Genomic DNA, 13409 nt, shown 5'->3' with positions numbered 1-13409 from the left:
TGCGAAGGTTAATGCATTTACTCAAACCGCCGCACTAATAATAGCCTGCGATACTATGGGACGGATACAAAATAATGTTGTAAAAGCAAATTCGATATTACCCGTACACTCGACTTTGTTTATTTGGATTACTTGAAATTAGACATTTCAAAATGAAGTATGTCGTTTTCAAATGCTTCTGTGAGGGAAATACTGTCTAGATTATTTAATAGTATATGGCGGTTAGCTGGATCAATGTTGAAGTTACTGTAAAAGCTGCTTCCGTGCGCCGCTATACAGCACTCAATAAGATTAATGGTTAATTCGAACTTGGGTGAACGGCTAAGCTCAAACAGTTCTTGAACTTTATCTTCGTCCAACGTGATAGGGAGAATCTGATTGTAAATGCAGTTTTGATAGAAGATATCTGCAAAGGTCGTGGCAATGATACAGCGTATTCCAAAGTCAGTAAGAGACCATTGGGCATGTTCTCGGCTAGAGCCACAACCAAAGTTTTCCCGTGCTATTAAAATATGGCTTCCTTGTCGGGCTTTGTCATTAATTACAAAATCAACATTAGGGCTATCATAATCTCCGTTGTGATAACGCCAGTTGAAAAATAAGTTGCTTCCGAGCCCTTTTTTACTTATTCCCGCCATAAACTGTTTGGGGATGATTTGGTCTGTGTCTACATTTGCCTGATCAAGCGGGTAGACCCGAGAGGTGAACAGGAAGGGATTTGTGTTATTTATCATAGCCATGTCCTGACATCGACAATTCGACCCGATAACGCTGCCGCTGCGGCCATTAATGGGCTCATAAGATGAGTTCTACCGCCTGCGCCTTGCCTACCTTCAAAATTACGGTTACTTGTAGATGCACATCGTTGTCCTGGCAAAAGTTGGTCACTGTTCATGCCTAAGCACATAGAACATCCGGGATGACGCCACTCAAAGCCAGAATCTATAAAAATTTTGTCCAGCCCCTCTTTTTCAGCTTGTGTTTTGACGGCTACTGAACCGGGTACCACTATGGCACGAACACTAGGGCTGACTTTTCCCAACTTGGCGATTGAAGCGGCATGCCTTAAATCTTCAATGCGGCTGTTAGTGCATGAACCTATGAAGACCACATCGACAGCTAAACCATCGATGGCATCGCCTTCATTTAGATTCATATAGTGAAGCGCACGTTCAGATGACGTCGTACAAGCGGTCGGTATAGTGTCGTTCACGGATATAACTTGGTCTGGTGATGTTCCCCACGTTACCTGTGGGCTCAGTTTACTGACATCCAGCGTTAAGGACTTATCGAACTTCGCATTATCGTCGGTGAACAGTGTCTGCCATCGTTGAGACATATTCTGTTCTAATTTAAACGAATCCATTAATGGTTTTAGATAGTGATATGTAGTTTCGTCAGGCGCGATAAGTGCGCTTTTGGCACCGGCCTCGATTGACATATTACACAGCGTCATTCGAGATTCCATGGAAAGTGAAGAGATACACTCTCCGCGATACTCTATTACGAAGCCTGTTCCTCCCCTTGCTCCTAATTTTCCTATAACGTAAAGAGCGATGTCTTTTGCAGTAACGCCAACAGCGAGTGCTCCTGTCAAAGTAATAGACATTGTTTTGGCACGAGTCACACGCAGAGTTTGTGTCGCCAATACATGCTCAACTTGTGATGTACCAATACCGAAAGCGAGGGCGCCAAAAGCGCCGTGCGTTGAGGTATGAGAATCGCCACAAACAACCGTCATACCTGGCATAATCCGACCTTGTTCTGGAGCGATGACATGAACAATACCTTGTTTTTCATCTCCCATGGGGAAGAGGGGGATATCGTAGTCATTACAGTTAGCAGTCAGGGCTTCTAGTTGACGCTTACTTTCAGAACTGCAGTCATCAAGGCTCAACGATGTGGTGGGGATAGCGTGATCCATAGTGGCTAACGTAAGTTCAGGTCTGCGAACTCGGCGCGCTTTCTCCGCTAATCCACTAAAAGCTTGGGGAGAGGTCACTTCATGAATCAAATGTAAGTCGATATAAAGCAGGCTTTCCTCACCGTCATTGGCTACACAATGAGCATCAAAAATTTTTTCGTATAGTGTTTTGGCAGGTGTATCAGTCATGGTTTTGACGACTTCTGAAAGAGATATGAGTATGCACCCAAGTACTTGGGTGCGTTTTAGGGCTTACGATTTAGGCGGTGCCTTTTTTGATTGCCATTGCTACCTGAGCAACGTGGCGACCCTGGCTTTTGGCTATCTCGATTTCGTCATCACTAGGCTGGCGACTGCCATCGCCACCAGCAATGGTTGATGAGCCGTATGGTGTTCCCCCCATTACTTCATCAATATTAGTTAGACGCTTTTCAGTGTAAGGTGTGCCTACTATTGTCATGCCTAGATGCATTAAGTTTACAATGGTCGACACTAATGTTGTTTCTTGACCTCCATGCTGGCTTGCTGTGGATGTAAAAACGCTTCCCACCTTTCCTACAAGCGCGTTCTGAAACCATAACCCGCCTGTCTGATCCAAAAAATTGGCCATTTGGGAAGCCATTCTACCGTAACGTGTTGGCGTACCAATGATGATAGCGTCGTATTCTGGTAGCTCATCAACAGTGGCGATAGGAGCGTCTTGGTCAAGCTTGGCACCAGCTTGCTTTGCCACCTCTTTAGGCATTAACTCTGGTACTCGTTTAATCACAACTTCCGCACCTTCTACTTGCTTTACGCCCTCAGCAATCGCCGTTGCTAACGTTTCTATATGGCCATAGGTAGAATAATAAAGAACAAGTGTTTTCATGGTTTAATCCTCTTTTGTCTCGCGAGTAGTAGGTCCAACGTACTTCACATCTTCTACTGCCTTTCCAGTTAAGATAAAGCCTATCGGCGTTGTGGTTTCTTCTTGTAAATGTGCAACCAAGCTACCTGTTCGCGCCAATAAGGAAATTCCCTTCAATGCGCTAAGAGGAAAGCCTACGTCCAGCATTACAGCGGGAATGGCGCCATTAACGTTAATCGGTAGCGATTTCCCTATAATGTCAGGCATTAACTTCTGCACAGTGTAAAGTGCTTCGAAATAATGATTTTCAACTTCTTTTTCTTTTGCGAGCTTCATTATCAGGTTGGCGCGCGGGTCGCCTTCAGAGTGGAGAGGGTGGCCAAAGCCAGGCAGTCGTTTTCCTTGCGATTTGTACTCGTTGAGCACTTCTTTTACTGCTGACTCCATAGAGGAGTCTTGAGCTCTTTCAACAATACGATGCAAAAAGTGCCCGGCGACCTCTGCACTACCTAGCACAACGGAGCCGCACCCATTGAGGCCAGCAGCAACTGCTCCTTGAAAAGCTTCTGGTGCAGCAGCAAGCGTTGCTCGAGCTGCCACCACGCTTGGTACAAGCCCATGTTCGGCGATTGACGTCAGTACGACATTAGCAAAGAACTTTTGCTTTTCGGTTGGCATATGACCGCAAACTAAAAGCCAGAAATAAGATGTAAAATCTACTTTGCCGATAATGTCATCACACAAATCATAGCCCCTGACCGTAATGTTTTCAGCGGTAGACGTACAAATAGCCGAAGTAAAATTATCCTGTTTACCAATTCTCATGTATGTTCTCCTCTGAAAAACAAATCGGTTAATTTCGCATATCGAACTTGATTTCGTATATCGAAGAATATAGTATGAATAGTGAAGTGTAAAGATGCATTTTCAAGTTTATCTACGCGCTGTTTATAATTGAGGATCCGGTTATGTCAAAAATGCTATCAAATGTGAAGGTTGTAGAAATGGGAACCTTTATCACTGGACCGGCCGCGGGAATGTTTCTCGCGGACATGGGCGCTGACGTAATAAAAGTAGAGCGTCCAGAGTCTGGTGACCCTTTTAGAGCGTTCAAAGGCGAGCTATACAGCCCACATTTTCAAACGTATAACCGCAATAAGCGAAGCATTGAGCTCGATACTCGCGACAGCAGCGATTTGGCGAAGTTTGATGCATTGATAAAAGAGGCTGACGTTTTTATTGAAAACTTTCGTCCAGGCGTAGCGGATAAACTGAATGTAGATTTCGCGCGTTTAAAAGCGTTAAACCCCAAGCTTATATACTGCTCAATTTCAGGTTTTGGTCCAGACGGCCCTGACGCATTGAAGCCTGCATTTGATACCGTTGCGCAAGCCGCCACCGGGTTTCTTAGGCTTTTGTTAAATCCAGCTAATCCACGTGTTGTCGGCCCCGCCATTGCTGATGCGATTACAGGGTTTTATGCTTCTCAAGGGGTTCTTGCAGCTTTATTTAAACGCCATGAGTCGAACGAAGGATGCCTAGTCGAAGTGTCAATGCTAGAAGCTATGACCCATTTCAATTTGGATGATTTTACGCACTTCTATTCAAGCGACCTGATTATGGGGCCCGAAAGCCGGCCGAACGTTTCTCAATCTTATGTTTTCGAGTGTAAAGACAGACGTTGGATTGCCTTACATATGTCTTCGCCTGCTAAGTTCTGGACCGGGCTTTCTGAAGCAGTGGGCAAGCCTGATATGCTAGAAATGCCTGAATTTAATAGCCGTGAAGCAAGGATAGAAAACTACGATAAGGTGTTGGACTTTTTAAAACCCATTTTTATGCAGCAACCCGCATCTTACTGGTGTCAACGTTTTACTGAGATTGAGGTTCCACATTCTCTGGTCATGAATTCGGCGGAAGCCCTTGAGACCCCTCAGGCGAAACACATGAAATTAAAGGTGCAGGCTGAGCACCCATCGAAGGGAACATTTACTACGGTTCGTCCAGCCATTCGATTTAATGGTGAAATTAGCGAGGACGTTACCCCTCCGCCCGTTCTTGGGCAACATAATGGACAGGGTTTTAATTAACCTGTGTAGTATTTTTATCACCCTTTAACTTTGATATAGTCGAAGAAATAATGGTTATAAGTAGCGTAAAACTTTGAAAGATAAAGATCCTGAGTATCTTACTACACTAGAACGAGGATTAACGGTCCTGCGTTCGTTTAATAAGTCCCGGCCGGAAATGCAGCTGAGCGAGGTTGCTGCTGCAACTAATTTAAGTCCAGCAGTGGCTCGCAGGTGCTTGAATACCCTGGTGGCTCTGGGTTACGTAACCCGTGCTGGCAAAAAGTTTCTTCTAACACCAGAAGTGCTGGTTTTTGGATCCGCATTTCTGGCGTCTGCGAGCATTGACTCTGTTATTGGTGAGCACCTACAGAGCGTTAGGGATGAAACTGGCGACAGTTCGTCTATCTCTGTGCTGTCTGGTGAGGATATTTTGTATCTTGCCCATATCCCGACGAACCGCCATATCCGTTTAAATGCAGGAGTCGGGACGCGCTTTCCTGCTCACGCTACCTCAATGGGTAAGGTCATGCTTGCTCATCTGCCTGAAGATAAGTTAGCTGATTATTTAGAGCACGCTGAACTAAAGCGTTTCACGGACTTAACAGTAACCTCACCCGAAACGCTCAAAAAGCAACTTGTTGATATTAGAAGCAAGGGATATTGTTCGGTTTTAAGTGAATTAGACTACGGCCTCGTTTCTATTGCTGTACCTGTATATGACGATGACGGTAGTGTTCTTGCTGCCATCAACTGTTCTACAGCTGCCTCGCGCATTGCGCAGGATGAATTAGTTCGAACTCGCCTTCCTTTGTTAAAGCAAGCGTCACAGCAAATTCAACAATCTCTCAATAAGTGGCCTGTACTACTTCACTCGCTGCTCAGATTGTAATACACCCTTCCAAATAATTTCTTCGAAAGCACGCTACGGCGTGCTTTTTTCGTTTCTGCGCAAAACAAAACCAAAAAAATATTAAAAAATTCGATAATCGAACTTGATTTCGATAGTCGAAGACATTAATGTAAATAAAACGTTAAGTCACTGTGAGGTTTTTCCTCTCTGTAGACTGGGACCAAGTAGCGGGTGGAGAAAACGTCATGCCTGAGTTAGCAAGTAAAGATCTATTCAAAAAATCTATTCTGAGTTCAGTGGTTGTTGGGGCGTTGAGCTCTACACCTGTATATGCACAGGAAGGTTCAGGAGAAAACGAGTTACAAGATGACAAAGACGTTGAAGTCATCATGGTTCAAGGAACGAGAAGAACGACCAAACTACAAGACGCACCAGTTTCGATGACGGCCTTCACTGAGCTAGACATTGAACGCTCTGGAATCGACCGCCCCGCTGATTTTATAGGCTTAACCCCCAATGTAACGCTAATAGAAACGCAAAACGCCGGGATGGCATTTATTACTATCCGAGGCATATCACAAAACCGTGATACACAACCTTCCGTTGCGGTAATCGTGGATGGAGTGCAGCAAACAGACGCTGGGCAGTTTCAGCAAGAGCTTTTTGACATTCAACAGATTGAAGTGCTTAAAGGGCCTCAAGGCGGTCTGTATGGTAGAAACGCCATTGGAGGCGCTATCGTAATTAATACTAAAGATCCTACTGAATATACTCAGGGTAAAGTGCGATTGGGTGTGGATAACGGGCCCGGATATCGAGTTCAAGCTGGGTTAAGCGGTCCAATGGGAGAGAATTGGGCCTATCGCATCTCGGGCTCTTATTACGATACAGATGGTTACATAGAGAACACTTACCTAGGTGAGAATTCAGACCCGCTCAAAGATATCTCTTTCAGAGGTAAAGCCCTTTGGTATGCCAGTGAAAATTTCGAAGTGGATTTTAGGGGATATTACAGCGCTCTGGAAACGCAGCCATTTAATTACCGAATCACCTTTGATGTCAATGAAGTGCTTTCCCCTCGCACCAACAACCCTGGAATCAATGACAGAGACCTTTACGGTGGGTCAATTAAAATGACCTATACCGACGAGGAAGGGGGAACATGGACTTCAATTACAGCTTATGACCGCAGCAAAGAATTAATAGCGGGAGATGCATACGACTTTTTGCCTGTAGAAGAATCATTTCTGTATAACTTGCTGCTTGGTTTTGGACTGCCAGAAGATGCTGTGTATGACCAAAGTCAAATATCAAACTTTGGGTCAAAAAACTGGAGCCAAGAAATTAGGTACACATCTCCAGATAGCGAGCGATTTAAGTATATCTATGGAGTCTACTTCGTCGATACTGAACAGCTTCAACAAAACGGTGCCAGGGCAGATTTCGGTTTAGGGTTTGCGTCTCCACTCGACTGGATAAGCACCGATCCAAGTAATCCTCAGCTCAATTTCCTGTCTGACTTACGCAATAACTTTGCTTGGGCAGTTTTCGCCAATATGTCTTATGAAATGAGTGACGATTGGGTGTTAGACGCTTCGCTACGCTATGACAGGGACGAGCGAGAGAACGTAACTCAAACTCCGCAAGCATTCATTCCTAATGTGCCAGGCTTCCCTGTCGGGACAGAAGGGGAGGTGCGTGAAAAAACATTCAGCGAATGGCAGCCTAAAGTGACACTAACATATAAACCTGTCGACGCATTTACCATGTATGGTGGCTACAGCGTGGGTTTTCGTTCTGGCGGATTTAACCAAACTGGTTCAGATGCTGTCGCAGGTGCCGCTGGCATTTTCGGTATCAAAGAATTTTACGAAGCTGAAACCGCTTCGACATGGGAACTGGGAGGTAAGTTTACATTAGCAGATAACAACATTCGCGGTGGGTTCGCGGTGTATTCAACTACTAGTGAAAACACGCCTTTCTTCGTATTTCTTCAAGAAAACTCTACGCAGAATATTGGAACCATTGATGAAGCTGAATTAAATGGGTTCGAATTCGATATTACTGCAACGCCATTGCCTGGTCTTAGAGTCGTAGCTGGCTTTGGGTATGTTGACAGCGAAATTACTGAGTATGGAGACCCACAGGCTATAGGTAACCAGACGCCGGCGGTATCCAAAACCACCATTAATCTTGGTGCTGAATATCGCCAAGATCTTAGTGATGGGCTCACTAGTCTTATTTATCGAATTGACTACCAACGCCTAGGTGAAACGAATTTTGATATTTACGAAACCACCACTCGTGAGCCTGTAAGCCTTGTAGATGCCCGTCTTACCTATGACACCGAAAATTGGTCTCTATCGCTCTGGGCGAAAAACCTTCTAGACAAACAGTATAACGCCGAATGGTCGCCAGGTGGATTCGTCTATCGAGCACGTCCCCGCGTGTTCGGGCTGACCTATAACTACAAATTTGAAATGTAAAACTATTGTTAATAGCTTAATATCTGAGAAACGAATGGGAGTATCACAATGTCATTAGCTCACTGGAATAAGTCAGATGTACCAATTCAAAAGCTCCGAGCGCTACAGCGCAAGCGTCGCGGCAACACCTCGGTACACAGCTTACATCACCATGCTTTTAAGTGTAATAACGCGGAAGAAACGCGGAAGTTTTATGAAGATGTACTCAATATCCCGCTAGTTTGTGCAATCATTGAACCGAAAGATCCTATCACAGGTAAAGAAACGCCTTATGCCCACCTCTATTTTGAATTAAGTGACGGAAGCTGGCTGGCGTTCTTTGATTTCCCGCAGAAATACAAAGACCTTAACTGCGGTTTCGAAAATACTGACGTATGGACGCATCACATCGCATTGGAGATTGATGATGAAGATACGCTTAATGATTACCGTAAACGATTAGATGAGCATGGCGTGGAATACATGAATATCGACCATGAATATTGTAACTCTATCTACTTTTATGATCCTAACGGTCTTTGTGTGGAGTTTACCCACAACGTAGACGATACAGAGCGTTATTTTCATGACAAAGCTCGAGATGCCAAGGCTGACATGGAAGAGTGGATGAGAGTACGAGGTGAAGCATATCCAGATGCGTCGTAAATAATGGATACAGTTTCTTGTGTTAGTAGTGACAACTCGTTACTACACGTCGTTCACAATAATCGAGTAGGGCGCCCCGCTATTGTTTTTTTGCATGGCGCTTGCTCGTCACACCATGTTTGGAAGTACCAGTTTAATGATGAATTACTTGACGAACAGTTTCATCTAATTGCGTTAGATATGAGAGGGCATGGCTTGTCCTCTAAGCCAGACAGTTCCGACGCCTACCGAGAGGGCCGTTATTGGGCAGATGACCTTGATTCGGTGTTAACGCACTTTAACCTTACTCAATGCGTCTTAGTTGCTTGGTCATATGGCGGGCGGATGGTAAATGACTATCTAAGATATTATGGCACTTCCCATCTGCTGGGGATTAATTTTATCGCTGCCGGTACCCTTGCTACGAATGACGTAAAAGGACCAGGGTACACAGTGTTAGGCGATATGTTCAGTGAAGACCCTATGCGTGTTAGTAAAGCTGAAGAGCAATTTGTACACGATTTAGCAGTGGGCGTAACCGACCTCGATTTAATCAAGCACCTTAATGAAGATTTAAAACATTGCCCTATGTATGTTCGCGATGCCATGCGTCAGAGGGATATGGACTACGACGACATTCTTAAAAATTTAGATGTACCCGTTTTGCTTACTCATGGAGAAGATGATAGGTATTCACTTGTTAAGCTAGCTTATTTGCTCAACAATCACATTCCGCATACTTCGCTTTCGATTTTGAAGCGCGCAGGTCATTTGCCTTTTGTACAGCGCTATCAAGAATATAATAAGTCTCTTTACGCTTTCGTCAGCACTTTAGTGACTTGATAGCGTGAAACGATAGGGTTCTGATTCTCTCAACCAATTCTTTTTGCTTAAATTCGTGAGGACTAGGTTGCTGTAAATCAACATAACTACCGAACTAGCTTCCACTGTATATACAAGTAGCAATAAGTTTTGCACTCATACACAAAGCTGGCACGTTAGTTGAAAACTCTCCTTCAGTTTCACGTAAAGCGTCAATTTTCTGATAGAGAGACACCAAGCCATGCAGTTATCCGGTTATCTTCAGCGATTCGATAAAAATCAGCTGCAAAATTTCACTAGTGGTTTAGGCGCACCCATCGTCCTTTTGGCAATTATGGGCATGGTTATATTGCCTATGCCGCCATTCTTACTGGACGTGCTGTTTAGCTTTAATATTGCGTTGTCGCTAGTCATTATCTTGGTGGCTGTACTTACCCAGCGCCCAGTAGATTTCGGCATTTTCCCCTTGGTGTTACTTATCGCTACCGTTTTGAGACTAGCGCTTAACGTGGCTTCTACTCGCGTTGTTTTACTTTACGGACATGAAGGCGGCGATGCAGCAGGTAAAGTTATCGAAGCCTTCGGTGAGGTCGTGATTGGTGGTAACTACGCCGTAGGTATTGTTGTTTTCGCCATTCTTCTTATTATCAACTTCAAAGTTGTAACCGCAGGCGCAGGACGTATTTCAGAAGTAAGCGCTCGCTTTACGTTAGATGCTATGCCCGGTAAGCAAATGGCCATCGATGCTGATTTAAATGCAGGGTATATAGATCAAGATCAAGCACGTAAACGCCGTGAAGAGATTACCGCAGAAGCGGATTTTTATGGGTCGATGGACGGTGCGTCAAAATTTGTAAAGGGTGATGCGGTCGCAGGCCTTTTCATCATGCTGATTAATATTGTCGGTGGTCTTTTTATTGGCATGATTCAGCACGGGCTTTCATTCGGTAACGCGATAGAAATCTACACCATATTGACCATCGGTGATGGTTTGGTGGCGCAAATTCCTTCATTGTTACTTTCGGTCGCTACAGCCATTATCGTTACTCGTGAAAACGAGACCCAGGAAATGGGCAAAGAAATCCGCGGTCAGCTCGGTAATAATCAAGCCCTGTATATAGCCTCGGGCGTTCTATTTGTGATGGGGATCATTCCTGGGATGCCTCATATCGCATTCTTAGGGTTCTCATTCTTGATTGCAGGCTTTGCTTACTGGCAGTCGGTCCAAGAAAAGAGAAAGGCCGCAGAGCCCAAAGTGCCAGACAATGTGGTTAAAGATGAATCGGTTGCGCCTGAAGTGAAAGAGCTTGGCTGGGATGATGTTCAGCAGGTAGATACCATCGGATTGGAAGTGGGCTATCGCTTAATTCCTCTTGTCGATAAATCCCAAGGTGGCGAGTTGTTGACGCGCATTAAAGGCGTACGTAAGAAACTATCGCAAGAGCTGGGTTTCCTTATTCCGCCTGTCCACATTCGCGATAACTTGGATTTAGAGCCCAACACTTACACCATCGCTATGCTAGGCGTAACGATTGGGGATTCCATCATCAGTCACGATGAAGAACTTGCTATTAATCCAGGGCAAGTGTTCGGTAAATTAGAAGGGCGTGCCACCAAAGACCCCGCGTTCGGCTTAGACGCAGTATGGATCAAGCCCAACAAACGGGAGCATGCCCAAACCCTTGGGTACACAGTAGTAGACGCTGCGACCGTTGTAGCGACCCATTTAAGCCAATTACTCTCTAACAATGCATATCAATTATTAGGGCACGAGGAAGCCCAACAACTTCTTGATATGCTTGCCAAGCAGCATCCGAAACTGGTTGAAGGATTAGTACCAGACATTCTTCCGCTAAGCACCGTCGTGAAAGTACTGCAAACCTTATTGTTTGAAGGCGTGCCTATTCGCGATATGCGTACAATCGTGCAAACACTCAGTGAGTACGGCACGCGCAGCCAAGACCCCGATGTTTTAGTGTCTGCGGTGCGTATTGCCCTTAAACGTTTAATTGTCCAAGAAATTACTCAAGGTGCAAAAGAGATACCTGTCATAACCTTGGCGCCAGAGTTGGAACAGATGTTGCACCAGTCACTTCAAGCAGGTGGCGAAGATGGCGCTGGCATAGAACCAGGTCTGGCAGACAAGCTGCAAAAATCATTGCAGCAAGCCAGTCAGCAGCAAGAGTTAGAAGGAGAGCCTGCAGTACTCCTTACCTCAGGCATGCTACGACCCGTTCTGTCTCGCTTCTTAAAATATTCGGTTGTTGGGCTTCATGTTCTGTCTTACCAAGAAGTGCCTGACGACAAACAAATAAAAATAGTCAGTTCGGTCGGTCAATAATCTGACACTGGGTGATTGGAGAGGTTGCAATGAAAATTAGACGTTTCTTCGGCAAAGATATGCGTGAGGCGTTAAGCCAAGTTAAAGCTGAATTGGGCAGTGACGCTGTGATCATGTCAAATCGCAAAGTCGCTGACGGTATTGAGCTTGTCGCAGCCTACGACAAAGAACCTGAAGCGAAGCTGTTTACGCCGAAAGCGTCCCCACAAGCCGCTGCAAAAACACCTGGTCAAAAGGCAGTGCCTAGCTTGAGCGAAATCATTGGTGACGACGGTCCTGATAGCCTTAAAGCACTGCTAGAAAAGCAGCACGGTGGAAATAATGGCGTAGCGAGTCCAACGCAACCTAACCAACCAATGACAGCAAATGCTAAGCACGCCAATGAAATTGCTTCGCACTTAGACTTCTCAGAAGCCTTTATTGACGACGTAGAAGCCCAGCAGTCTTCTCATGAACCAGTTCGTCAGAACGCTTTCCCAGAGCATCAAGCGTCTAGTATGGATGATACCCCTGTGACGCAGTCAGCGGAGCTTGCGCAAATCAAGGAGGAGCTAGCGTCTCTTCGCGATGTATTGCAATATCAAGTGGCCGACTTGATGGAAGCTAAGAACAAACGTCAAAAACCTGTTCATCAATATCTAATCACCCGTTTAACCGATATGGGGTTAAGCAACGCGTTAGCGAAACAGCTTATTAGCTATACGCCGTCACATTACAACGAACGAGATGCATGGGTATATCTTCTTAACCTATTGGCTAATCGCATAAATGTGACAGGAAACGATATACTTAGCGCACAAGGTGCTGTTGCATTAGTAGGACCAACAGGTACCGGTAAAACAACTACCGTTGCGAAACTTGCTGCCCGCTATGCGCAGAAATACGGTGCAGAGTCGGTTGCGATGATCACCATCGATACGTATAGAATTGCCGCCTATGAGCAGCTAGCAACATACGGAAAGATTATTGGCTGCACGGTGAGAAAAGCGCAGACTAGTGAAGAACTTGCGGATTTATTATTCCAACTTCGTCATAAGCGACTAGTATTGATTGATACGGCTGGATTTAGTCAAAGAGACAGTCGATTAATTAAACAAATTAAGCAGTTTGATAACGGACAAATGCCAAATGTTAAGAAATATTTGGTAGCGCAAGCAAATACGCAATATCCTGCTTTGCAGAGAATCATTCAAGCGTATGATGATATTGAACTAAGTGGCTGTATTTTCACGAAGTTAGATGAGTGCTACTCTTTAGGAGAGGTGCTTAGTGCAGCGGTTGAATACCAATTACCGGTTAGTTATGTCACCGATGGTCAAAAAGTACCTGAAGACATTAAGATTGCAGAAGCGAAATCTTTGGTTTCCGCTGCTGCAAAGCTTTATAAAAAGTACGGTTTGAATCATACTAGTGGTAACAACGCAATTAAAACAGCATAGGCAG

11 protein-coding genes are annotated in these 13409 nt (G+C 44.9%); 7 read left to right on the top strand and 4 right to left on the bottom strand.

What is annotated here, in order from left to right:
* Nucleotides 1-128: 128 nt before the first annotated feature.
* From leuD to MHM99_RS06475, 4 genes are all read right to left on the bottom strand, one after another.
* Nucleotides 129-734, bottom strand: a complete 606-nt coding sequence (leuD, locus tag MHM99_RS06490; RefSeq protein WP_239218620.1) for a 3-isopropylmalate dehydratase small subunit — start codon at nt 732-734, stop codon at nt 129-131.
* Complete coding sequence (leuC, locus tag MHM99_RS06485; RefSeq protein ID WP_239218618.1) at nt 731-2113, bottom strand: 3-isopropylmalate dehydratase large subunit; 1383 nt, start codon at nt 2111-2113, stop codon at nt 731-733. Before leuC ends, leuD begins: the two co-directional genes overlap by 4 nt.
* Before the next feature lie 70 nt (nt 2114-2183).
* The gene (gene wrbA, locus MHM99_RS06480) at nt 2184-2792 is read right to left on the bottom strand and encodes an NAD(P)H:quinone oxidoreductase (RefSeq protein ID WP_239218616.1); all 609 of its coding nucleotides are present in this window, start codon (nt 2790-2792) and stop codon (nt 2184-2186) included.
* Between the two features lie 3 nt (nt 2793-2795).
* Nucleotides 2796-3596 (bottom strand): citryl-CoA lyase, encoded by an 801-nt coding sequence (locus tag MHM99_RS06475; RefSeq protein ID WP_239218614.1) that lies wholly within the window; start codon nt 3594-3596, stop codon nt 2796-2798.
* Nucleotides 3597-3739: 143 nt separating this feature from the next.
* Between MHM99_RS06475 and MHM99_RS06470 the strand changes: the two genes are divergently transcribed.
* The 7 genes from MHM99_RS06470 to flhF all read left to right on the top strand — a co-directional run bounded on the left by MHM99_RS06470 (nt 3740) and on the right by flhF (nt 13405).
* Nucleotides 3740-4861 (top strand): CoA transferase, encoded by a 1122-nt coding sequence (locus tag MHM99_RS06470; RefSeq protein ID WP_239218586.1) that lies wholly within the window; start codon nt 3740-3742, stop codon nt 4859-4861.
* A 73-nt stretch (nt 4862-4934) separates the two neighbouring features.
* Nucleotides 4935-5732 (top strand): IclR family transcriptional regulator C-terminal domain-containing protein, encoded by a 798-nt coding sequence (locus MHM99_RS06465; protein WP_239218584.1) that lies wholly within the window; start codon nt 4935-4937, stop codon nt 5730-5732.
* Between the two features lie 206 nt (nt 5733-5938).
* Nucleotides 5939-8179: a TonB-dependent receptor gene (locus MHM99_RS06460; RefSeq protein WP_239218582.1), complete on the top strand. Its 2241-nt coding sequence runs from the start codon at nt 5939-5941 to the stop codon at nt 8177-8179.
* A 48-nt stretch (nt 8180-8227) separates the two neighbouring features.
* Nucleotides 8228-8824: a VOC family protein gene (locus MHM99_RS06455; protein ID WP_239218580.1), complete on the top strand. Its 597-nt coding sequence runs from the start codon at nt 8228-8230 to the stop codon at nt 8822-8824.
* Between the two features lie 3 nt (nt 8825-8827).
* Nucleotides 8828-9646, top strand: a complete 819-nt coding sequence (locus MHM99_RS06450; protein ID WP_239218578.1) for an alpha/beta hydrolase — start codon at nt 8828-8830, stop codon at nt 9644-9646.
* A gap of 220 nt (nt 9647-9866) precedes the next feature.
* Entirely contained in the window at nt 9867-11966 is a 2100-nt protein-coding gene (flhA, locus tag MHM99_RS06445; RefSeq protein WP_039224872.1) for a flagellar biosynthesis protein FlhA, read from the top strand.
* 29 nt (nt 11967-11995) lie between these two features.
* Nucleotides 11996-13405, top strand: coding sequence for a flagellar biosynthesis protein FlhF (gene flhF / locus MHM99_RS06440; protein ID WP_239218576.1), 1410 nt, complete (start codon nt 11996-11998; stop codon nt 13403-13405).
* Nucleotides 13406-13409 lie beyond the last annotated feature (4 nt).

The organism is Alteromonas sp. MmMcT2-2 (assembly GCF_022348305.1).
Taxonomy (GTDB): Bacteria; Pseudomonadota; Gammaproteobacteria; order Enterobacterales; family Alteromonadaceae; genus Alteromonas; species Alteromonas macleodii.
Note: the sequence above shows the minus strand (reverse complement) of the source record. Positions and strands in the feature narration are given on the sequence as shown.